26 protein-coding genes are annotated in these 20,544 nt (G+C 62.8%); 1 reads left to right on the top strand and 25 read right to left on the bottom strand.

Going from position 1 to position 20,544, the window contains the following annotated elements:
- Positions 1-247 (top strand): hypothetical protein (locus A7A77_RS18260; RefSeq protein ID WP_066558756.1); only part of this gene is annotated, 247 nt, incomplete at its 5' end.
- A 23-nt stretch (positions 248-270) separates the two neighbouring features.
- On the opposite strand, the gene A7A77_RS12760 is transcribed toward A7A77_RS18260, so the two are convergent.
- From A7A77_RS12760 to A7A77_RS12640, 25 genes are all read right to left on the bottom strand, one after another.
- Positions 271-1,194, bottom strand: a complete 924-nt coding sequence (locus tag A7A77_RS12760; RefSeq protein WP_066558754.1) for a HEPN domain-containing protein — start codon at positions 1,192-1,194, stop codon at positions 271-273.
- Positions 1,195-1,328: 134 nt separating this feature from the next.
- Positions 1,329-1,799, bottom strand: coding sequence for a CopG family transcriptional regulator (locus tag A7A77_RS12755; RefSeq protein ID WP_066558753.1), 471 nt, complete (start codon positions 1,797-1,799; stop codon positions 1,329-1,331).
- The gene (locus A7A77_RS12750) at positions 1,796-3,790 is read right to left on the bottom strand and encodes a conjugal transfer protein TraG (protein ID WP_066558751.1); all 1,995 of its coding nucleotides are present in this window, start codon (positions 3,788-3,790) and stop codon (positions 1,796-1,798) included. The genes A7A77_RS12755 and A7A77_RS12750 overlap by 4 nt, the downstream gene beginning before the upstream one ends.
- 100 nt (positions 3,791-3,890) lie before the next feature.
- Positions 3,891-4,592: an RES family NAD+ phosphorylase gene (locus A7A77_RS12745; RefSeq protein WP_054523325.1), complete on the bottom strand. Its 702-nt coding sequence runs from the start codon at positions 4,590-4,592 to the stop codon at positions 3,891-3,893.
- Entirely contained in the window at positions 4,579-5,010 is a 432-nt protein-coding gene (locus tag A7A77_RS12740) for an antitoxin Xre-like helix-turn-helix domain-containing protein (RefSeq protein ID WP_054523324.1), read from the bottom strand. Before A7A77_RS12740 ends, A7A77_RS12745 begins: the two co-directional genes overlap by 14 nt.
- Before the next feature lie 73 nt (positions 5,011-5,083).
- A complete protein-coding gene (locus A7A77_RS12735) occupies positions 5,084-6,832 on the bottom strand; it encodes a relaxase/mobilization nuclease domain-containing protein (protein WP_066558749.1) in 1,749 nt (582 codons plus the stop codon).
- Positions 6,833-7,066: 234 nt separating this feature from the next.
- Complete coding sequence (locus A7A77_RS12730; protein ID WP_066558805.1) at positions 7,067-7,708, bottom strand: lytic transglycosylase domain-containing protein; 642 nt, start codon at positions 7,706-7,708, stop codon at positions 7,067-7,069.
- Between the two features lie 43 nt (positions 7,709-7,751).
- Positions 7,752-8,084, bottom strand: coding sequence for a DUF736 domain-containing protein (locus tag A7A77_RS12725; protein ID WP_047822807.1), 333 nt, complete (start codon positions 8,082-8,084; stop codon positions 7,752-7,754).
- Positions 8,081-8,662 carry a S26 family signal peptidase gene (locus A7A77_RS12720; RefSeq protein ID WP_066558746.1) on the bottom strand — a complete coding sequence of 194 codons (582 nt, stop codon included), beginning with the start codon at positions 8,660-8,662 and terminating at the stop codon, positions 8,081-8,083. The genes A7A77_RS12725 and A7A77_RS12720 overlap by 4 nt, the downstream gene beginning before the upstream one ends.
- Complete coding sequence (locus A7A77_RS18475; protein ID WP_425388571.1) at positions 8,659-9,186, bottom strand: DUF2840 domain-containing protein; 528 nt, start codon at positions 9,184-9,186, stop codon at positions 8,659-8,661. The genes A7A77_RS12720 and A7A77_RS18475 overlap by 4 nt, the downstream gene beginning before the upstream one ends.
- A gap of 161 nt (positions 9,187-9,347) precedes the next feature.
- On the bottom strand, positions 9,348-10,229 hold the full coding sequence (locus A7A77_RS12710; RefSeq protein ID WP_066558743.1) for a replication initiator protein A: 882 nt from the start codon (positions 10,227-10,229) through the stop codon (positions 9,348-9,350).
- 9 nt (positions 10,230-10,238) lie between these two features.
- A complete protein-coding gene (locus A7A77_RS12705; protein ID WP_010240237.1) occupies positions 10,239-10,511 on the bottom strand; it encodes a helix-turn-helix transcriptional regulator in 273 nt (90 codons plus the stop codon).
- Between the two features lie 573 nt (positions 10,512-11,084).
- The gene (locus tag A7A77_RS12700) at positions 11,085-11,306 is read right to left on the bottom strand and encodes a hypothetical protein (protein WP_010240235.1); all 222 of its coding nucleotides are present in this window, start codon (positions 11,304-11,306) and stop codon (positions 11,085-11,087) included.
- A gap of 400 nt (positions 11,307-11,706) precedes the next feature.
- Entirely contained in the window at positions 11,707-12,093 is a 387-nt protein-coding gene (locus A7A77_RS12695; RefSeq protein WP_066558736.1) for a single-stranded DNA-binding protein, read from the bottom strand.
- 273 nt (positions 12,094-12,366) lie between these two features.
- Entirely contained in the window at positions 12,367-12,636 is a 270-nt protein-coding gene (locus A7A77_RS12690) for a hypothetical protein (protein WP_066558734.1), read from the bottom strand.
- 71 nt (positions 12,637-12,707) lie between these two features.
- Positions 12,708-13,061, bottom strand: a complete 354-nt coding sequence (locus A7A77_RS12685) for a hypothetical protein (protein ID WP_066558732.1) — start codon at positions 13,059-13,061, stop codon at positions 12,708-12,710.
- Between the two features lie 282 nt (positions 13,062-13,343).
- On the bottom strand, positions 13,344-13,751 hold the full coding sequence (locus A7A77_RS12680) for a hypothetical protein (RefSeq protein WP_066558726.1): 408 nt from the start codon (positions 13,749-13,751) through the stop codon (positions 13,344-13,346).
- 14 nt (positions 13,752-13,765) lie between these two features.
- The gene (locus tag A7A77_RS12675; protein ID WP_066558723.1) at positions 13,766-14,437 is read right to left on the bottom strand and encodes a DUF2231 domain-containing protein; all 672 of its coding nucleotides are present in this window, start codon (positions 14,435-14,437) and stop codon (positions 13,766-13,768) included.
- Between the two features lie 223 nt (positions 14,438-14,660).
- Complete coding sequence (locus A7A77_RS12670) at positions 14,661-15,392, bottom strand: PepSY domain-containing protein (protein WP_066558720.1); 732 nt, start codon at positions 15,390-15,392, stop codon at positions 14,661-14,663.
- A gap of 27 nt (positions 15,393-15,419) precedes the next feature.
- Positions 15,420-15,938, bottom strand: coding sequence for a YybH family protein (locus A7A77_RS12665; protein ID WP_082836112.1), 519 nt, complete (start codon positions 15,936-15,938; stop codon positions 15,420-15,422).
- Positions 15,939-15,962: 24 nt separating this feature from the next.
- Positions 15,963-17,279, bottom strand: coding sequence for a copper resistance protein B (locus A7A77_RS12660; protein WP_066558717.1), 1,317 nt, complete (start codon positions 17,277-17,279; stop codon positions 15,963-15,965).
- Complete coding sequence (locus A7A77_RS12655; protein WP_066558715.1) at positions 17,276-19,084, bottom strand: copper resistance system multicopper oxidase; 1,809 nt, start codon at positions 19,082-19,084, stop codon at positions 17,276-17,278. Before A7A77_RS12655 ends, A7A77_RS12660 begins: the two co-directional genes overlap by 4 nt.
- A 55-nt stretch (positions 19,085-19,139) precedes the next feature.
- Positions 19,140-19,700: an RNA polymerase sigma factor gene (locus tag A7A77_RS12650; RefSeq protein ID WP_066558712.1), complete on the bottom strand. Its 561-nt coding sequence runs from the start codon at positions 19,698-19,700 to the stop codon at positions 19,140-19,142.
- A 6-nt stretch (positions 19,701-19,706) separates the two neighbouring features.
- Positions 19,707-20,141 (bottom strand): Spy/CpxP family protein refolding chaperone, encoded by a 435-nt coding sequence (locus tag A7A77_RS12645; RefSeq protein WP_066558710.1) that lies wholly within the window; start codon positions 20,139-20,141, stop codon positions 19,707-19,709.
- Positions 20,142-20,144: 3 nt separating this feature from the next.
- A complete protein-coding gene (locus tag A7A77_RS12640; RefSeq protein WP_009823994.1) occupies positions 20,145-20,441 on the bottom strand; it encodes a hypothetical protein in 297 nt (98 codons plus the stop codon).
- Between the last annotated feature and the right edge of the window lie 103 nt (positions 20,442-20,544).

Raw genomic sequence — 20,544 nt, 5'->3', positions numbered from 1 at the left:
AATGGACGACTTTTACGCCGCCGTTGACAGGTTAGTGCACGAATTGCTGAGGTTTTGCTGCTCCCCCGATCCACGCTCCCGCGATATGTTCCGGTTAGCAGACTGGCTCGCCACCTACCTTACACGCGAGATGGGAGTGGAGGGCTTGACGGGAGCCAGAGTCCGCGAGTTCATGGTGAATGCGGACGACGGGGTCCATGACGAGTTGGAGCTATTTCGACCGCGACCAGAAAAAAGCACCGAGTGATGTACTTCGGCTTCAAGCCCTGATCAGTTTTCGGACCTTATCTGGAGCTCAGCCAGCCTTTGAGAACATACCTCGTGCACGACCCGGCCGAGTTCCTCGACCTGTTCACCAAGCCAATCGAGCTCTTCCTCGGTAATACGGTAATGCTTTGAGTAGCGCGCCTTGACGTACGCTTCCTTCAGCTTCTCGAAGCGCGCACGATCGCGGCGCGTGTCGCGCGGCCAGACATAGGTCAGGCGTGGGTCAATGCGCTCGGCCTGGGTGCGAAGGAAACCAAGATTGTGCACATGCGGCGTGTAGAAGGTGCAGACCAATAATACACAGTGGTAAAGCCGCTCAGCTGCCTGATGAGTTAAAAAAGCAGCATCCTTCAGTCGTCCTTGATCGACGCTGAATTTGGCGGTCTCCAGCATACCTGACGCAGCAGGCATCCACTCGTCGAAATACTCCTGCGCCATCGCCAGCGCCTCACCGGCAGTCTTGGGCTTCGGCGTGTGGAGCTCGGTGTCATCGGATTGGTAGAGCGCGATCCCGTCCTTCGCGACATCCATGAAGAAATAGCGTCCGTGCGCGAGACCGTCGTTCACCTCCTGCAGCGTATGGACGATAAAATTGACCGGCGTCTTGAGCGATTTGGTCACGCCGTACTCGCGCATCAGCCGGTCATCGAGCTTCGACCAGTACTTGACCCGGTCGACCAGCCGCTTGTCGTTGACGATGATGAGCAGATCGTAGTCCGACTGGTAGCCTTTGGCCGTATGCGGCTCGTCGACCCAAGTGCCGCGGGCATAGCTACCGTAGAGAATGACCTTGAGAATGCGGCCGGCCTTCTTCCACTCGTGCTTCGCCAGGGCAAAGGCATCATCGAACTCTTCGAAAATCAGCTGCACCACGCGCTCAAGTTCGCGTTGCTTTTGCGGAGGCAGGTGATCGAGTTCGGTGCGCATTACTGGACCTTTAGCAAGCACTTGGAATGGTTGCACCCTCGCATTCCTGCAGGTGCGCCGGCGCATGAAAGAAAGCGTTCCTCTGCTCTATTCATGTGGGTTTCCTGCCGGACTATCGAAGGTCTTTGTCAGGGCTACGCCGGAGGCTCAGGGCCGTCTCCGTCCGGATTTTCAATCTCATCCAGCCTTGGTTCCGAAGCCGCGCGAATGAGATCGTCAGCGAGATGCCTGCCCGTTTCCATGCGCCGCGCGAGCGCTTCGACGAAGAAGTCGAACCGCTTTTCTGCATCGGCACGCGCAGCGGCATTGGCTTCAAACGGCATGGCCGGGGTCACCGCCAGCCATCGCCTGAGGTAGAGCGCGAATGCCTCGTTCCCGACCTCGATATGATAGTCGAGCTTGCCGATCTGTCGGCTTATGCGATCAAGGCGTCGACTGAAGGCCGCTTCCATGCGTTCCGATCCATCGGGAGAGAGAAACGAGCCGATCGCGGCCTCCACCACCGAAGCCTGCGAAACGCGCTTGCGACCCGCATAGTCTGCAAGCTGCCTGGAAAGGGCCGGCAGCAGGCGAAAGGTATGCTTGATACGGTTGCCCTTGCTCATAGCTCGATCCCGTCGCCGGGATCGAGCGCAGCGCGCCGCGCATTGGCCTGCATCCGCTGGGCCATTCTGCGATTGCGGTTTGCCTGATCGTCGTCCGTTCGGTCGTCAAACTCAAATTCGTTGGGGATCTCGACTGGCGGCGGCGCCACATCTTCGTATTCCGGCAATTCGGGCGATTGGCGGATCCCGCCATCGGACTGGCGATCATCGACCTCGTACTCTTCAGACGCGGTCGGCAATTTCTCCAATTGCGAAGGCGCGGTCACATGTCTCCCGTGCCATTCGCTTTGGTCCGCCGCGAACTCCGGCTTTTCAACCGTCGGTGGACGCTCCACCCGTTTGCTGAGCCGGGGGTCGCGGTAGTAACGCGCTTTCCTGGCACGGATCGGATGCACGCCTGCGAGCATCACGATTTCATCGGTATCGGGAAGCTGCATGATCTCGCCCTGGGTCAGAAGAGCGCGCGCCGTCTCCGAGCGCGACACCATCAAATGACCGAGCCAAGGCGAGAGGCGGTGTCCGGCATAATTGCGCATAGCCCGGGTTTCGGTGGCGGTCCCGAGCGATTCCGAAACGCGCTTTGCGGTTCGCTCGTCATTGGTCGCGAAGCACACCCGCACATGGCAATTGTCGAGAATGGCATTGTTCTGTCCGTAGGCCTTCTCGATCTGATTCAATGACTGGGCGATCAGAAAGGCCTTGATGCCGTAGCCCGCCATGAAGGCGAGCGCGCTTTCGAAGAAGTCGAGCCTGCCCAAAGCCGGGAACTCGTCGAGCATAAGGAGAAGCCGCTCGCGACTGGCACCTTCCTGCAGGTCCTCGGTCAGGCGTCTTCCGAGCTGGTTGAGGATGAGCCGGATGAGCGGCTTGGTGCGGCTGATGTCTGACGGCGGGACGACGAGATAGAGCGTGACCGGCCGGCCCTGTGCCACGAGGTCCGCGATGCGCCATTCGCAGTGCCGCGTGACCTTTGCGATAACCGGATCGCGGTACAGGCCGAGGAACGACATGGCGGTCGAGAGCACGCCCGAGCGTTCGTTCTCCGACTTGTTGAGCAATTCTCGCGCCGCGCTCGCGACAACCGGATGGACGCCGTCTTCCCCCAGATGCGGTGTGTGCATCATTGCGGTCAGTGTCGCCTCGATGGATCGGCGTGGATCGGAGAGGAAGTTCGCCACCCCGGCGAGCGTCTTGTCAGGCTCGGCATAAAGCACATGCAGAATGGCCCCGACGAGCAGCGCGTGGCTGGTCTTTTCCCAGTGATTGCGCCGTTCAAGCGAGCCTTCCGGATCGACCAGCACGTCGGCGATGTTCTGCACGTCGCGCACCTCGTTGATGCCGCGTCGCACTTCCATCAGAGGGTTATAGGCCGCCGATGCCTCATTGGTCGGATCGAACAGAAGCGTGCGGCTGAACCGGGTACGGAAACCAGCTGTCAGCTCCCAGTTCTCGCCTTTGATATCGTGCACGATCGCCGAATGCGGCCAGGTCAGGAGCGTTGGCACGACAAGGCCGACCCCTTTGCCGCTGCGGGTCGGCGCGAAGCAGAGCACATGTTCGGGGCCGTCGTGACGAAGATAGAGATTGGCATGCTGGCCGATAATGACGCCCTTGCCTGCCAGAAGGCCCGCGCGTGAAATTTCGGAACGGGTCGCCCAGCGCGCCGAGCCATAGGTCGCGCTGTTCCTGATCTCTCGGGCGCGCCAGACCGACATGCCGATCGCGACCGCCACCGACACGAGACCGCCCGATGCGGCAATCATTCCGCCGGTCTCGAAGATGCGCGGCGCATAGGCTTCGTAGCTGAACCACCACCAAAAGATGGCATAAGGCGGATAGACAAGCGCTCCGGAGATACTGAACCAGGGCGCGCCCAGCTGCGCCTGATAGCCAAGCGCGTGCGCCGTCCACTGGGTGCCCGCCCACACACCTGCGAGCGTTAGGGTGAAGACGACGAGTATCTGACCCCACAATATCCGGGTTGCCGACAAGGCTGGCTCCTTTCGTGAAGGACAGCACGGCGGCTTTGCATTACATATTCAAGTCGGAAGCTGCGTGATCGCAGGTTGGCGTAGCAAAAGCGGCGTACGGCTAGATTGCTTCCCGACTATAGTCCGGGTTGCCGGACCAGGTCAGGCGGTACATCGCCCCTTGCGCGACCGATTGCACGACGTTGGGCCACAGGGCCGCGATGCAAGTCCCATCCGCATGGCGCACAGAGGGATAGATAATGCCGTTATGACCGGCGGCGCGTGCCTCCGCCGCTAGAGCATTGCCGACAGGATAGCCTTTCGTCTTGTCCGGATCGAGGGCCGGGTGTCCGGGCTGCTCGCGCAGATCGATAAAGACGCCCGCCATGCTGGCGATCATCTCGCCATATTCGACAACGGCATCGAAATCGCCGGCATCGGCGAGCGCCTGTGTCAGGTGATGGCCGACCTCGGCAATACAGGTCTCGACATCGAGCGCGGCATACCATGCGCCGCGGTTCGCGGGGTTGAAGCGATTGGGCTCGCGCGGTTTGGCGTAAGCAAAGCTCGCATTAATGAACCTGGCATGCGGCACGCCATGAACCAGCTCGTCGGCTGTCAGCCCGCCAAACCCGCGCTCTTCGGCGATCAGGCGCGAACTCGTCGCCCCCTCGATTTCAGCGAGCAGCGCAAGCTCTTCATCATTGTCAGCAAGCGGAGCCATGACCGCGTCACGTAAACGCGCGCTGGAAACGAGCCGGACAGTCCGCTCGAATGCTTCGCGGATCTGCGGCGGCTCGCCTGCCTCCTCAGAGCCCGCCACGAAGCGCGTCGATATATTGTCTGGTCTCCAGCATGCGCGGAATGCCGCCTTCGATCATTGCCCGGATGGGCGAGCGGCGATCGAACACCGGCGCCCTGTTTTCGAGCTTTGGCCAGCGATCGGCCATGTCGTTGGCGAACAGCAGGTGCAGTCCCTTGAACAGACCGATCAGCGCCGACGCGCGGGTCAACTGGTCCTGACCGAGCGAGCCCTCCCAGGTTCCGGCTTTCATCCGGTCCCAGGTACTTTCGGACACGCCGAGCAGCGCGGCGCCTTCGGCGTTGCTCGCACCCCAGGCCTCGATGAGGCGCAGCACGGCCTTGACCGCAGCGCTAGTCAGGCGGCTGCGATCACCGTCGCTCGTAAAGGTCTGAAGCCCGCTGGGAGCTTCGGCATGCTGAATTGCTGCACTAACCATATCGCATCTCCTGATGCGCTTATAAGCATCATGTGATGCGTTGTCAAGATTTCCGTTTTGATGCAGGTGCCCATCAAACCGCGGGCCCGCGCGAGCGCGCAAAGTTCCAGTCGACACCGCCTCGCGCATGGACCTTGCCAGCGACTTCTTTTCCAAGATGCCGCTCGAGGTCTTGCCTCCAGGGCACGAGTTGGAAACCCACTCCGTCATCGATCATGGCGAAGCGACCCGAGGCCAGCGAAATGCGCTCGCGGTAGATGCCGGAAATGTGATCGCCTTCCGTTACCGGATTCGCCAGACGACCATGGCGCGCGGCCAGCGCTTTACCCGCCGCGTCCAGTTCCTGCTTGCGGAGCATTCCGAGCAAATTGCGAACCAGCGTCACGCTCTTACCATGTCGCTTCGCAAGACCTTGATCGACGAGCCAGTCACGGCGCTCGTCAAGAGCCTGCCGGACTTCATTGCCGAAGCCGCCTCCCAGCGGCTCGGCTCGAGGCGACAGCAGCTGCCGGTCGAGCCAGGTCGCCCCGCGCGCGTCAATCTGTCGTTCGAGCGGCAGATCCGAACGCACCAGCAGGCTTTCGCGCCGCCGCCCCTTGCGGTCGGTCCACCCGCTTGTCTCGACGATGGCGCCGGGTGCTGCATCGCTCGTCTGGTCCAGATCGGGAAAGTGAAGATAGTGTGCGCGGCCGTCAATTCCTTCGACGATCGCATAGGCCTCGCCCGTCAGCTCGTTATGGAGACCGCGCTCGACCAACCTCCCGATGACCCGGCGGTTTTCGTCTTCTCCGTGCAGCGCGAAGGATGCAAGGGCGCCTTTTGCGCCGCGTCCACTCATCGCTTTGTGCAAGGTCTTGATGATGTCGCCGCGCTCGCCGAGCGCGCGCAAGGTCGGTTCGCAATTTGCGGCCAAGGTCCAGCGCGCCGCCCCGATCCGCTCGGCTAATCCCATGCGTTCGAGCGTTCGTGCGCGGCCAATAAGGAATGCGCGATTGTTGCGTCCTGGCGCATCAACCTCGGGGGACAAATCGACCACGCCGAGATCGTCGCGTTGCTTTTGCAGGCGGCGGTCGAGCGAGGTCCAGCGCTCGGCATCGACCTCGCGGCGAAGCGCTAGCTGGATGTCGCGCTCGCTGCGCGGCCCGAGTTCGACAGTGACGCGCTCCTGGGCACGGCCACGCATGCCTTCGCTGATATAGGAGCGATCGATCACCAGATCCCTGCCGTCCGAGGCAACGCCGCGGACCAGAACATGGATATGCGGGTTGTCGGTATTCCAGTGATCGACCGCCACCCAGTCGAGGCTGGTGTCGAGGTCGCCCGTCATATCTTCGAGCAGTTCGCGCGTGAAGGCGCGCAAGTCAGCCATCTCGCTGGCATCTTCCGGTGACACGATGAAGCGAAAGTGATGCCGGTCGTCTTCGCAGCGGGCGGCGAAGACATCGCCATCGACCTCATCCGACATGGCATCGAACAACTGGGCGTCCGATCCGTCACGAGTGACGCCATCGCGTTCGAGATAGGAAATGTGGCGGGCGAGCGGTGCAGAGCGGAAGCGGCTGCCGCCATGCCGAACGACGCGCGCCTTGATGATGACCCGCCGCTGGAAAGCATGAGGGCTGCCTCGCAACACAGCATGTTTGCCGCGCCCCAGATGACCGGCTCCGCCGCCCGACCGGCCTCGCCCGAGCGGTGTATAGCCTGACCGGCGCGAGGCCTGCAGCACGCGTCCGACCAGCGAACCGGCCTTGCGATAGGCGCGCGCATCGCTGTCTCTCGACCGACCCGGCCTGATGTCGAATTCGTCGTCAGCCACAGACAAGAAAATCGGAAGACGGCGCTTTCAGCATTGAAAAGCCTAAGGATTTCGGTTCAAGCGCCTGCAGACTTACAGCAGAGACGGCGCGTAATTTGCCGCGAAACCAACCACCTGCAGCCCGACCGACGGCGCTGCTTTTATCTCGCCATCCCTCCCTTCCTTTGGTGCGCAAGCCTCCCGTCCTTCGCCCGCTTTCGCCAGGGAACGCATGGCTGCGCGAAGGTGCGAGGCTCGCTTTCATTGGGAGGAAGCCGTCGAGACGGGCGCGAAAAGATCGTGCGCGGGTTGTTCCGGTCGCGCGAAGGGGTTCGCCGCGGGGCCGGGAATAGCCACCTCGTCCAACTCTTTTCGCGCTGCGCCGGGAGGCTGCAAGGCGCCAGCCGGAACATTCCCGGCTTGTAGAGGCGCCGCCGCAAACATGCGCTCGGACTGCAACAGCGGCGCAATCCGGGCGACATAGCGGCGCGTTTCGAGTGGCAACGAACGTCGTCCGGCAAGCCAGTCTTCGTAGCGTCCAGGACCCGCATTGTACGCAGCGAGGAAGCCTTGCGCGCCGTAGCGATCGTACATTTCGCGCAAGTAAGACGTGCCGGCCAGAACGTTGTCGCGTGGGTCGAACGGGTCTTGCCCGAGCGAGAACCGGGCGCGCTGGCGCGCCCAGGTTCCGGGCATGAGCTGCATGAGACCCATCGCTCCTGCACTGGAAACGGCCCGCACCCGGCCCGCACTTTCGGCCCGGATCACCGCGTAGATCCATTGCTCGGGAATGCCGAATTGCTGAGATGCTTCGCTGACATGCGCTGCAATCTCGACGCGCTGGGAAGCTCGGACAAACTGCTCCGATTGCGCAAAAACCTGTGCCGGACTCGCCGCCCACATGGTGGCCAGGAGTCCCTGCAGAAGATACAGGCGGAGCACGGAATCAGCCCTTTGCCGGGCGGCGCGCGCCGCGCGACCATATAAGGACATGGTTCTGGTCGTCAGAACTGAACAGATTGGCGCGCAGGGGCCGAGGCAATACCGGATCGTCGATGACGAGCGTGACAAAACTGCCTGCCTTGTCGCCGACATGTTTCCAGCCTGCACCCACCTCGTAGGTTTCCTCGCCTTCACCTGCCATGATGCGATAGTCAGGGGCGTTCTCGGTGTCGCCGGGGTCGGCGGCCACCAGGGTCAGCGGTGCGTCGATGGTCAGGGTTTGCAGCCGCCCTTCAAAGCCGTCGGGTGTGGCTGCAAAAGTGCCGATACAGGTCATTGTGCGTCTCCATCATTTACGTTGGGAATGGGAACGTCGGCGGGCGAGGCGAGCAGGACATAGTCCCCGTCGCCCGCTTCGTTGGTCCAGACGGGCCGCGCGCGCCCGATGACATCGGCGCGTGCGACCGGGCCGAAATAACGCCCGTCAAAGCTGCCGGGGGCGCGCCTGTTCATCACGAACAGTTCATCCGCAGCGATAGTCCGGCATCCTTTCCAGACGGGCAGTTCGCGTCCAAGGCTGTCGCGCCGACGCGCCGAGCCCGCAGGTGTCCCATTGATCTCGATGAGCAGGTCGCGCCGGCAGACCGTATCCCCGCCAAGCGCCGCAACCTCCTTGATGAGCGGAACGCCCGCAGGAAGATAGCCGCGCGAGGCGAGGTATTTCTGCAGCCTGAAAGCAGGATCGATCGCGACGCGGTCGCCCCTCTGGAGACCGGTCTTTCCGCCGATTGAGTACAGTCCAACCGGCACGCTGGCCGTCACGTTCCAGACCAAAAGTCGCGAGAGCGGGATTGCGATGCTGGCCAGTGTCGCTGCCGCGACCATGCCTGCCAGAAAGGCGGTGCGCCGCCTCATGATTGCAGCTTTCGCCGCCGCAGCCAGTCGCGATGGCGCGCAGGGGAATAGGAACGTACTTGCATGCCCCCTGCCAGCCTGTTGTGGACATGATGCCAGTGGTCGGGAGCTACATCGCAGGGATCGATGCCAACGTCCTCGATCGCATCGATCAGCGCAAAGACCTGGCGAACCTTTGGCCAGCTTCGCACCGAGAGCAGGATTTGCGCGCCAGGATCGACCTGCGGCAGAGTGGTGAACGGCTCGCCGAAACCGGCGGCTTGGGCGATCGTGAGCGTCGAGCGGACGGTCCCGTAATCGTTCGAAGCCCACCGAACCAGGGCAAAGACCTGTCCCGGAGCATAGCTTTCGATACGCGTCCGGCGGTCGAGGATGCGCTCTGCGAAGGGCTTGCCGAACCGAAGCCAGTCTTCCTGCACGCCGCCGCGCCACACCAGCGTGACATGCGTGAGTGGCGGATCACCGGCCCCTGCGCCGCCCCTTTCCGTGGGCGGAGGCGAAACGCGCGCTGCGCTTTTGCACAGGCGTGGCGGCGTTAGCAGGAATCTGGAAGATTCCTTGTTAGCATTGTTAAGGGCTTCGCAAGCGCTGCGTTTCCGGCGAGTCGCGCAGGCTCCCGGTTCCCGATAGTCCGGGCATCGGGTTCCCGATCGTCCGAACGTCATGGTTCCCGATAGTCCGAACATCACACGCCCTTTTCCACAGGGGGCAGCCCGATGCGGCGCCGCGCGGCCGCGAAGGGATCGACAGGCGTTGCGACGAACAGGAGCCGCTCGCGACCGAACTGGTGCTCAAGAGCGAGATTGTAGCCGGGGAGCGACTGGCGGCGAACGATGGCCCGCACTTCGAAAGCGAAACGCTTCAATGGCGAGAGCGCGCCGGACTTCAAATGCAGGTGCGAAATGTCGAAACTCCACCCGCCCTTCTGCTTCCCGCCATGCTTGCGTACGATGCGATAGAGCCAGCGCTCAAGACCGCCGGTAAGCGCGAAATAGGCCGGGTCGATGGTCAGGACGAGCGCACGATCGAGCACGCCCTCGTAGAGCCAGTCCGGCACGATCATTTCGATGCCGAGCGCGCGCCCGTTGTCGTCGAGCCGTTCGCGCCATTCGTTGATCCAGGAAAATCGTCGGCGGCGTCGCGCCCCGGCCTGCCGGATGGAGGTGGCAATGCTGGTCGACTGCAAGCGGTCGAGCGCCGCCTTCAGGCGCTCGTAGCCAGCCTTTCCGGTTCCGCGCCGGGTGAAGGTAAGGATTTCATGGGGCGTCGCCGCGATAAGGCGCGAGGTGGCTTTGCCGGCATCGCGCGCCTCGACGATCTGGCTCGCTACCCAGATCAGTACATCGGCGTCCCAGATGGTGGCCATGCCATGTTCGGCGGTCGCTTCGACCAGAATGGCGACCTCGCCCATGCGAAAGTCGATCGGCTTCACTCGCTTCGACTTGGCGAGGCTGAAGAAAGGCCAGGCCATCAGATCCTGCGCATCGCGCGCGGCGATGTCGCTGCCCGCGCCGACGAACAGGTCGAGCTGTCCGGCCCCGCCGTCCGATGTCTTCAAGGAGCGCATGGTATCGCCTCAGCGCCGGACCGGACCGGTGTAGCCGTCGATCCGCTTGGCAGGATGAACGACGCCCTTGCCCGGATCGCTGGTCGAACGGCGCAAGCCCTGCTCGGCCCAGGCATCGAGATCTTCGGGCCGATAAACGATGCGGCCGCCGAGCTTGTGGTAGACCGGCCCTGTTCCATAGCATCGGTGCTTTTCGAGCGTGCGCGGCGAAAGCCCCAGATGCACCGCGGCATCTGGGGTGCGCAGGTAGCGGGGACGGACCGGATCGGGAACGGCGGGCATGGGGTTAGCTCCAAGAGGCTCGGGTGGCTGCGGCTAACTGCCGCTGATTGCGGAGGGTGATGGCGCATGCCTTGGCGATGGGGGGAGCGACACGATGCTGCGTTCGGATTTGTCGCCCCTACCGATCATGAGCTCGGCAGCATCGAGGAAGGGCGGCATCCGTGCAGGGCCCGACGCTATTGCGCCGCTCGGCAGACTTTCGGCTGCAATGCCGAAGGCTCAGAGCAATGAACCGCACCTGCGAGAGAGGCAGTGGCCAAGGGCCTGTGGGAAGCAAGGCAAGCGGGACCTGTCGCGGCCGTAGCTTCCCGCTCGCCCGACCCGCTGCCGGTTCGCAAGTGCATGCGGGGCCCCAAAAACACGTAATGCCGCACCCTCAGGAGCGTATCGCCAGATGCGCGGGACAGAGTGCGTCCCCAGCCCCGCTCCATTTATCCCGATCGCCAGTTGGCCAAGCCGATGTTTGGAGAACCGCCGATTGCTGCTGGATCGAAACTTGAACCTGTAGCTCAGCCCATAAGAGACACGAAAAAAGGGCAGGAACCGCTGCCGGTCCCTGCCCTGCAGAATGCCTCAGAATTCGTCGAGCATTCCGCCATGGACGGTATGAACGACCCGGATCGCAAGATGCGGGGGCAGCGCATTGTAGTCGCCTTCGTCGACCGCGCGATATCCGAGTTCGTCATCCTCGATAACATGCTGGTCGAAGAAGCTGTGCAAGGCCCGTTGCTCAGCTGTTTCCAGAGCCTCGAAATAATTGCGCGAAGGCAGTGTGCATTTCGTGAAATAGGTCATGATAATCCTCCTGAAATCTGTCGCGAGACGACAGGAGGTTGGCCGATGGGCCCGGGCAGACCGGGTCACAGGATCGCCTGACAGGGCGACCGCGAAGCGGCGCAGGGGGAAACGGTTTTGTCCGGTGCCGGATGCAATCCGGCGGCGGACAAAATGGTGGGGCCCCTGCCGTCCTTGATGCGGGCGGCGCGGGACCATCATGCTGGAAATGCGGTAAGCCAGGCCAATCCAGTCCACCTCAAACGACCGTTTCAGATGATCGCTGCCATAATGGGTCGGGCCCTCCGGGCAGCGCCTGGCTATTCCCCGGAGAAAAGACCGAGCGAAAGGAAGGGTGAACAGCGAAAGAGGCCCTGCCGTTTCCGGCAGAGCCTCCTTTGGCTGGTTCGATGGCGCCGGATCAGTCGATCGGAGGGGCGTCCTGGTTGTCGCCGCCATTGGCCCGCGAGAGGAAATCGACCTTGTCGGCAAGGATCTCCGAGCCATACCGCGTCACACCGTCCTGGTCTTCCCACTGCGTGTAGTGGATGCGGCCCTGGACCGAGACCAGCTGGCCTTTCGAGCAGTACTGACCGACGGTCTTGGCGAGGCCGTTGAAACAGGTCACACGGTGGAATTCGCTGTCCTTGGCGGTGTAGCCGTTCTCGTCCTTGTAGGTCTTGCCGTCTTTGTCGCGCGCGGGGCGATCGGTGACGACGGTGATGCCGGTGACATTGGTGCCGCCCTTGGTCTCGCGGGTGTCCGGATCGCGGGCGATGCGGCCGGTGAGGATTGCGATATTGGTCATGAGATAAGTTCCTTCAGTTCCTCAAACCGGAGACCATCTCCGGCTTGCGAACGTCGATGAGAAACAGGTCATGGGAGGACTGCACCGCAGGCCTGAAGGGCCGAAGGGAAACCTGTTCATGACGGGTGGTGCGGGCAGGCGCGCGAAGCGCGACAACACGGCCGGCAAAGGAACGGGTTGCGGCTCCTCGGCTGACCTGGTTCAGGACTGTTCGCGAAGAAAGCCGGATGGGTATCGGGTGCGGGTCCGAAGGGTCACATGATCCCGCTGCAATCAGCTTTCGCCGTCGCTTTCCGATGCCGCCAGCAGATCCATGAAGGTGCGGGCTGCTTCCCGGTCTTCCTCGTTCTCGAACGCCACATCGAGATCGGGGGCGGCCCCGAACATGTGAAGAAACGACCACAGTGCAAATCGCTTGCCCCGGTCCTGCTCGAGGCCGAGATCCACCCGGCAATGCTCGATCCCCGAGGCCAAGGTCTCCGCGCCAACCGCTCCAGCGTCGGCAGTGCCGAAATAGCGGATGAGAAGCGTATCGAGGTCCATCGCACTCTTTCCAGATCGTCGACCGGGCCTCAGCGAGGAAGGCCAGCATTCGTGGGCCGGTGATATGTCGCTCAATCGGCGGTGGGGTGCTCGCGAAACCGCCGGGCGCGCTCGACGAAGTGCTCCATCTGGGTGGCAGCATGCAGGGTAAGCGGATGCGGCTTCGCATCGGCACGCGGGGAAATGAATTCCGCGATTTCTTCGATTGCTGCCAGCTGGTCGGCGCTGGCCTTCGACAGAAGACCGAGCACCATGTTCTCAAGGGCGATCACCCTGATGCGCAATTGGATGACCTCGGCATCGGAAAGCGGCGGAATATCCCATTTTTCGCAATCGGCAGCGAGCGCTTCCTGCGGCCCGCAGGGTAGTGCCCCGCCTTCGTCTTCCCAGCGCGACAGCGCACCGGCTTTGCCCGTTTCCGACATATGCGGTTCCTTTCATAACCAACGAGGCGATCGTCTGCATGCTGCTCACATAGCACAAAGCCCTACCGGGACGCGCCTGGCACGGCGACAGCGAAGCCGGGCAAACGGAACCCCGCGCGGGTTGGTCTTCACGCGGGGTTCCTGAACGACCCCTTGGGGGCACCTGCGACCCGCAGGGCTTCGGGGGGAGGCGGGGCCGTCCTTTCCTGATCTTGCGTTGTTCGTTGCGATTTCTTGCCGAGGGTATCTCCTGAATAGCCGGGTCACGGAAAACGCGTCCGATCACATACCTTTCATGTCGTGATCGGCCATCGAGGACATGTCATGGCCCGCATGGGGATCGGCGGGTTGGGTCGCTTCGCTCGCGGGTTGCGTGCGCGCTGCTGGCGCTGCGAGTGTGGCAGTTGCGCGTGATGCGGGAGAGGCAGCGTGCCGTGAGGCGGGCGTGGCGGCGCCATTTGTCGAAAGAGCGTCCTCCCGAGCGGTCGCTGCCTCATCTTCGGAGGGAGAGGCTGCCGGATCGGCAAGACCCGCCTCGGGTGCCGTGCCAGCCACCACCGCAGCTTCGCCCATAGGCGAAACCTCGGTGATCGGTGTGCTGTCCTGCGCCTCGTCGCAGGCAGCAAGAGCGGACATCAAGGGCGCGATCGCGAGAAACCCGATCGCTACATTCAATCTGGAATTACGCATGCTCTTCAACTCCTTCAGAGCCAGGAAATACCGAGGTGGTTCGGCCCATGCGCGAGCTCGCCGCCAAGGAAGCCCTGGATGAGAACGAGCGCCGCCATGGAGAATATCGACGCGCGCAACCATGCGCGGCTCTGGCTCGGCCTGCTCGCGAGATAGGCCATCGCAATACCGAGAACGGCAATCAGCATACCGTTCCATCGATGCACCTGCATGACGGTGTCGCCGCCGAACCACAGGCCGGTGTGAATCCATCCGAACAGGACTGCGACCACCGCGCCGATGGCCCCGCCGTAGACAAGCACGCGCACCGCACTTTCCAGGCCCGCTCCTTTCCGGCGCATCACGAACACTTCGGTGGCCGCAGCCATGAGAAACAAGGCGATCGGGAAATGGATCGTTGCCGGATGCAGCTTCTCCAGTACGGCCATGACGCCGGCTTGGCCCTCATCCGCATGGCCACCGGCCTCGTCATGACCTCCGCCCGCTTCATCGTGCGGGCCGGAGGATTCGCCAGCATCCGCAGTCTCGCCCATCTGCGCCCTGGCCGCCTGGTCGTGCACATCGCCATTGGTGGCAGCAGGCGCGGCGCTCGCCTCTTCGCCGTGTTTTTCGTCGCCATGAGCCTGAACGGGTCCGACGAAGAGCAGGCTTGCGGCGAGCAGCGCCAAAAATGAGGGGGCTTTCATGTCTCGTATATCTCCCGGCCCGGCAGTTGCAGTGCGACCTATGTGCCTGATACGCACGGCAGCCGCCTGCCCCTCACATTAATTTGATGGTATTGGTGCGACAGATGTGCGTCCGCCGTATCACGTCTGCTGACGACTCGATCGCAATCGTCGAACGCATTCGGCTCCTGGCCCCGTTCGGGGCTCCTGGCCCAGTGCGCCCACGCGAATAAGCCCCATGGGCTCAGGCGAGCTTGCTCTTCTTTGTGCGACGACGCAGCCTCGGCATCCGGTTCGCCAGCAGGACGAAACCCGACAGGGATATGATCGTGCCGCCAATACCGAACAGGAGCAGCCACCAACTGTTGATGCGATCGCGCTCGGTCCAATCCATGATGTGCAGGCCCCAGATGAAATCGAACAGGCGCCATGTATCGCTGCGCGCCGCCCCGAGCGTGCCGCTGCTGGCATCGATGTAGAGGCGCGTGGAAGCCTCGTCAGCATAGGTGACCTGCCAGGCCGGAAATGGTCCGCGAAACTCGGTCCCCACCGGTTCGTGAACGAGCCGCGCGCCTTCGATCGTCGTGCGCGGTCCGGTCCATGCGCGCAACGCGATGGATCTTGCCGTCGCAGCAGAGATGGGGGAGAGTTTGCGCCCTGTCACCGGATCGTGGAGGCTCACGCTACCGTCGACCTTTCGGACCTCGGTCACGGCATCGCCGTCGAGCGAACGTGTCGTCACCGCTGCAAGAGTACCGTCATTTGCGACCCAGGCCGGGAGCGGGGCATCGGCGGGCAGCGCCTCTCGTTCACGCGAAACGACATGTTCGGAGCGAACTTCTTCCAGGTCGAGAAACGACATGAGGGCGCCGGTTCCCATCCACAAGAGAACCTGGACACCGACGAAAATCGCCAGCCATTTGTGGATCTTGCTGCCGAGCACATGCAGGCGCAGCTTCAGCGACGGCGTTGCCAACCGGTGCTACCTCTTCGAAAGCCGTAATCAGTTGCGCGGCGCGCGCGACGAGGAATGGTACTGGACGATTCTCCACCCGTCCGCATCGTGAGCAAGCACCGATGTCGCCACGCCGTCGCGCTCGATCACCCGGCCATCGGTAAGTTCGATACGATATCCATACGTCTCATAGGCATGGGCCATGTGCCCCATCCGGGTGACGGTCAGCGTGGGGTCGGTAAAGGTGAAGCTCACGATCGCGTCGAGCTCGGGTCCGAGATGATGCTCCATGTAATTGGCAAAGCTTCCTTCGGCCTTGCCATTCTCGAAGATCGCCGAGTCCTCGGCGAAGAGCGCGCGCATTGCCTGCGCGTCGCGCGCTTCAAGAGCGGTGCGATAGGCCTTGAGGGTTTCTTCAGCGCCCGCGACATCGTCCGCCGAAGCGTCCATCGCGTGCATCTGATGGTTCGCATGGGAAGAGTGGTCCATCTGCTGCGCGAAGGCTGGCAGCGGTATCAGCGTGGCAACAAGCGCAGTCGCCGCGATGCGTGTCAAAGTCTTGGTCATGGAAGTTCTATCCTTTTTGAGATTTCAGAACCAGAATCGCACACCGACGACATAATTGGTGACGCTCGGATCCTCTCCGGCGGCCCGCGCAAAATCCGCGCTGTCGCCGATGCGCCATTCCTGGGAAACGCCGACATAGGGCGCGAATTCGCGCGCGAACTCGTAGCGTAGACGCAGGCCCGCCTCGATCCGATCAAGACCGGCACCGATGCCCAGCTCGGGAATGTCCTGCGCAGAAAGCGCGAGTTCGGCTCTGGGCTGGAGGATCAACCGCTGCGTGATGCGCTGGTCGAGTTCGCCCTCGATCCGCGCGGTCACATCGCCCTTGGTGGACACGAAGGCCGCAGCATCGACCTCGAAACGGTACGGCATGAGGCCCTGTATGCCGATAACCGCGTGCGTGCGCTCCGGACCGGTGAGGTCCTGGCGAACACCCGCCTGGAAATCGAAGAAGGGCGCAATGGCGCGGCTCCAGAGCGCCTGAACCTCGGCGCCTTCTATGGGTTCGCCGAAGCTGCCCTCCCCCTCTGACTTGAACCAGAATTTGTCGATGTCGCCGCCATAATATCCCTGGATGTCCCACAGATATCCATCCTTCCCCTCGCGGGCGCGGTATTCGAGCCGATCGCCTTGAAACCATAAGCGCATTCCTCCGTCGGTCTCGCGGACAAGCTCGCGGCGCGCTTCGTTCATGGCTTCCTCGCCCCAGATGGCGACCGCCGCGCGCGCGGGGCCGCTCCCGGCTTCTGGAGGAGGCGGCAGCAGCGGGATATCATCGTCCGCGCCCATCTGCATCGCCGAATGGTCCATGCCCTGCATGTCCTGCGAAGGCGTCTGCCCATGGTTCATCTGGCTGTGATCCATCTGCCCATGGTCCATCGACGAACTGGCGGCTTCCGCCTGTCCCATCTCGCCGTGATTCATCTGCGAATGATCCATCCCGCCTTCGGCAGGCTTGCCCTGCGGCATCGAGCCGTGATCCATTCCTTCATGACTTTCGGGCGATGCCTGTGGACGGGCAGCGTCCATCGGCATCGTCATGCCCGAATGACCGTCCTGAGCGGTCATCGAACCATGATTCATGGTTGAGTGATCCATCTCGGAGTGGTCCATCGCGGCTTCAGGCTCGGCAGCCGGTTCGCATGCTCCATCTGCAACCGGATGCCCCATCGCGCGATGGCGCTCGGCTTCTTCCTCGCACTTTGTCTTCGCGTCAGCCTGCGCCTCGACACTCTGCTGCGGTTCCGCCGGCGAATGACCGGCATGCTGGGCCGCCGCGGGGGAGGCGAGAACTGAGCCGGCTGCGACCGATGCGAGCAGGCTGACAATACGAATTTTCATGCTTCGCTCCCGTCGGGATTGGCGACCGTGACGATCTGAAACATCCCGGCATGCATGTGGTAGAGAAGGTGACAGTGGAAGGCCCAGTCGCCCGGCTCGTCCGCCGTCAGGTCGAACTGCGCGCTGCCACCCGGCTGCAGGATTACCGTGTGCTTGAGCGGTTGACGATCGGCCGGCGCGCCATTGACCAGCTCGAAGAAATGACCGTGCAAGTGAATGGGGTGCGCCATCATCGTGTCGTTGACGAGCTTCACGCGCACGCGCTCGTTATAGGCGAAACGGATCGGCTCGTCTGAGACGGCGGAGAACTTCTTGCCGTCGAACGACCACATGTAGCGCTCCATATTGCCGGTCAGATGAATTTCCATTCGCCGGGACGGCGTGCGGCCCTCGCGGTGCGGCGTCAGAGCGCGCAGCTTGCGATAGTCGAGCGTACGATGCGGCACATCGGCGAGACCGATGCCGGGATCGCCCATGCGGTCGACCGGGTTCATCGAGACCATGTCGAGACCGGGCCCGACCTTCACATCGGGCGGCAGAAGCGACGTGTCGCGCATCTGCATCCCCGACATGCCGGCCATGCCTGCCATCTCGGATTCGCCGGACGAACCATGATCCATCCCCGCCATGTCGCCGCCACTTCCGTGGTCCATGCCCGACATGCCGGCATCGCCAGACGAGCCGTGGTCCATGCCGCTCATGCCCATGTCGGCCATGGTCAGAAGCGGCGGATCGCGCAGCGGCGGAATGGCGGCGCGAGCGCCGGGTGCGCTCGCGAGTGTGGCAATACCCATGCCCGAGCGGTCCATCGACTCCGCGACCAGCGTGTAGGCTTGTTGCGCGCCCGGCGTCACGACGACGTCGTATGTCTCGGCCACACCGATCTGGAACTCGTCGACCTCCACCGGCTCGACGTTCTGCCCGTCCGCCTGAACGATGGTCATCGGCAGGCCGGGAATGCGAATATTGAAGAAGGTCATGGCGCCGGCATTGATGAAGCGCAGCCGCACGCGTTCGCCCGGGCGGAAGAGGTATTCCAGATTGTCGAGCGGGCCATGGCCGTTCAGAAGATAGGTATAAGCCGCGCTCGACACGTCGAGGATGTCCGTCGGCATCATGCGCATTTTCGCCCACATCCGGCGATCCTCGCCCGAAAGCGGGTAATCGTCGGTCCAGGTGTTCTGGTTGTAGTTGAAGTAGCCTTCGCCCTTCTTGAGCTTGTCGAAAATCGTGTGGGGCGACATTTCGCTGAATTCGCTCAGCACCACGATATATTCGCGGTCGGCCTGGACCGGATCGGGTCCGGCGGGGTCGACCACGATCGCGCCGTAATGCCCGGCCTGTTCCTGCAGGCCGCTATGCGAGTGCCACCAGTAGGTACCCGACTGGCGAACCGGAAATTCGGCGGTGAAGGTCTCTCCCGGTTTGACGCCGGGAAAGCTCACGCCAGGCACTCCATCGAGCTGAAACGGCACGAGCAGACCGTGCCAGTGGATCGAGGTATCTTCCTCGAGCTGGTTATGGACATTGAGCCGGACGGTCGTGCCTTCCTGCAATCGCAACAGCGGACCGGGGATCGTGCCATTGACGGCGATCGCGCCGCCGCGCCTGTTGCCGGTCGCGAAGGCCGATCGGGCAACGGTGAGGTCGATATTGGGGCCGGATATCTCGTCCAGCCCCTTGCGGGCGTTACCTGCGAGGATGTTCGCGCCCCGTGCCCAGGCAGGCATCGCCCCGGCAAGGCCGAGCAGACCCATTCCTCCTGCTCCGGCTCCGAGAAACTTGCGTCGATTGACGGCGATCATAAAGGGCTCCTGACTTGGCGTTTACCGTTACTTACGCGCGCGCCCACCCAACCCCTCAAAGTTTTTCGAAGCGCTCCTTCAGCCTGTTGCGCGCGCGGTATACGCGGGTTTCGATCGCCTTTTCGGTCGTTCCGAGAAGATCGGCCGCCTCGGCCTGGCTACGCCCCTCGATGGTCACGAGCACGATGGCTTCGCGCAGCCTTACAGGCATTCGCGCGATCTCGGCCTGAACGAGATTGAGCTCTTCCCTGGAAACGGCCGACGTTTCAGGACCCGGCAAATCGTCGGCGATGGAATGGAGTTCGGCATCGCCTGACAGTCCGAAAAAGCCTGCGACCTTGCGCCTGCGCAAACGGTCCCGGCAGCGGTTGAGGACGACGGTTGTCAGATAGGGTCCGATCGGCTTGTCCGGATCGAGCCGATGGCGCGTCAGCCACACCGAGGCCAGGCTGTCCTGAACAACGTCCTCGGCCTGAGAAGGAGAGGAAAGCATGCGTGTCGCGAGCGCGAGAAGCCGACCCGTTTCATACTCGACGAGTTTGCTGAAAGCCCGCTTGCTTCCGGCCCTCGCCTGCGAAACAAGGGCCTCATCCGGATTGTCGCCCGCCCCCGACATGGCGCTTCAGTCGCGCGGGTCGCGGGTCAGGGCGTCGGAGACCTTGCGGTCGAACTGGCGTTGCTGCTCGGGTTCGAGAATTTCGCGCATGTCGAAGACATGGCGCACCGTTGCCTTCTGCAGATCGCCCATGCGTGCATGCACCTCGTCGATCGCGGCCGAGACCTCGGGACCGTACTCATGCTCGGTTTCCATCGCCTGGGCGAGCCGGGCATTGGCTGCGCGCACCAATCCTTCGAGCCGCGCCCTTTCGACCGCGAAACGGGCCTCGAGCGCATCGAGACGCTGCTCCTGGTCGGCCGTCAGGTTGAGCTCGTCGTGCACGAAATCGTGGAGGCCGGAGCCAGCCTCGTGATTGGCCCAGCGGTCCGCGGCAATCGCGCCGAGGCATCCTGCAAGTGCTGCGAGAAGCACCGCGAGAACGATATGCGTCGTCTTCAAACCCTATTGCTCCACATGGAGGAGCGCCGATGGGGACAGCTGTTCGCCGAGGATAAGACTCTCGCCAAATGACGCGGAAGACGTGCCATAGCCGCCGGGCCAACCGCTCGTTCCGGCGCCAGCTCCAAGCCCGACGACGAACAGACCGACGAACAGAGCCGTCCGGCGGCGTCGGTCGGCGATTTCGCCAAGCTGTCCGGCGCGCTGCCAAACGCCATCCATGAAGTCGGCGGGGACCTCGCTGGTGCCGGTGGCGGAAAGGGTTCCGAGCACCGCATCAAGAGAGTGATTGTCACGCATCCGAAAAACTCCTGTGGGTTGCACGTGTCCTATACGCGCTCGCCTGCACAATCCCTTAAACTTCTTTTTTTGAGGGAATGTCCACCACCATACGTAATCGAGA

Source organism: Croceicoccus bisphenolivorans, from assembly GCF_001634625.1.
Classification (GTDB): domain Bacteria; phylum Pseudomonadota; class Alphaproteobacteria; order Sphingomonadales; family Sphingomonadaceae; genus Croceicoccus; species Croceicoccus bisphenolivorans.
Note: the sequence above shows the minus strand (reverse complement) of the source record. Positions and strands in the feature narration are given on the sequence as shown.

Bases quoted from the DNA above. Each gene is read 5' to 3' on its own strand.
- A7A77_RS12725 (WP_047822807.1), bottom strand. From the start codon at position 8,084: ATGACCTGTATCGGCACTTTTGCAGCCACACCCGACGGCTTTGAAGGG.
- A7A77_RS12660 (WP_066558717.1), bottom strand. From the start codon at position 17,279: ATGAAAATTCGTATTGTCAGCCTGCTCGCATCGGTCGCAGCCGGCTCA.
- A7A77_RS12705 (WP_010240237.1), bottom strand. From the start codon at position 10,511: ATGCCCGCCGTTCCCGATCCGGTCCGTCCCCGCTACCTGCGCACCCCA.
- A7A77_RS12675 (WP_066558723.1), bottom strand. From the start codon at position 14,437: ATGAAAGCCCCCTCATTTTTGGCGCTGCTCGCCGCAAGCCTGCTCTTC.
- A7A77_RS12655 (WP_066558715.1), bottom strand. From the start codon at position 19,084: ATGATCGCCGTCAATCGACGCAAGTTTCTCGGAGCCGGAGCAGGAGGA.
- A7A77_RS12700 (WP_010240235.1), bottom strand. From the start codon at position 11,306: ATGACCTATTTCACGAAATGCACACTGCCTTCGCGCAATTATTTCGAG.
- A7A77_RS12710 (WP_066558743.1), bottom strand. From the start codon at position 10,229: ATGCGCTCCTTGAAGACATCGGACGGCGGGGCCGGACAGCTCGACCTG.
- A7A77_RS12740 (WP_054523324.1), bottom strand. From the start codon at position 5,010: ATGGTTAGTGCAGCAATTCAGCATGCCGAAGCTCCCAGCGGGCTTCAG.
- A7A77_RS12760 (WP_066558754.1), bottom strand. From the start codon at position 1,194: ATGCGCACCGAACTCGATCACCTGCCTCCGCAAAAGCAACGCGAACTT.
- A7A77_RS12720 (WP_066558746.1), bottom strand. From the start codon at position 8,662: ATGAGGCGGCGCACCGCCTTTCTGGCAGGCATGGTCGCGGCAGCGACA.
- A7A77_RS12680 (WP_066558726.1), bottom strand. From the start codon at position 13,751: ATGCGTAATTCCAGATTGAATGTAGCGATCGGGTTTCTCGCGATCGCG.
- A7A77_RS12665 (WP_082836112.1), bottom strand. From the start codon at position 15,938: ATGACCAAGACTTTGACACGCATCGCGGCGACTGCGCTTGTTGCCACG.
- A7A77_RS12650 (WP_066558712.1), bottom strand. From the start codon at position 19,700: ATGTCGGGGGCGGGCGACAATCCGGATGAGGCCCTTGTTTCGCAGGCG.
- A7A77_RS12755 (WP_066558753.1), bottom strand. From the start codon at position 1,799: ATGAGCAAGGGCAACCGTATCAAGCATACCTTTCGCCTGCTGCCGGCC.
- A7A77_RS12685 (WP_066558732.1), bottom strand. From the start codon at position 13,061: ATGTCGGAAACGGGCAAAGCCGGTGCGCTGTCGCGCTGGGAAGACGAA.
- A7A77_RS12640 (WP_009823994.1), bottom strand. From the start codon at position 20,441: ATGCGTGACAATCACTCTCTTGATGCGGTGCTCGGAACCCTTTCCGCC.
- A7A77_RS12695 (WP_066558736.1), bottom strand. From the start codon at position 12,093: ATGACCAATATCGCAATCCTCACCGGCCGCATCGCCCGCGATCCGGAC.
- A7A77_RS12690 (WP_066558734.1), bottom strand. From the start codon at position 12,636: ATGGACCTCGATACGCTTCTCATCCGCTATTTCGGCACTGCCGACGCT.
- A7A77_RS12730 (WP_066558805.1), bottom strand. From the start codon at position 7,708: ATGTGGGCGGCGAGTCCGGCACAGGTTTTTGCGCAATCGGAGCAGTTT.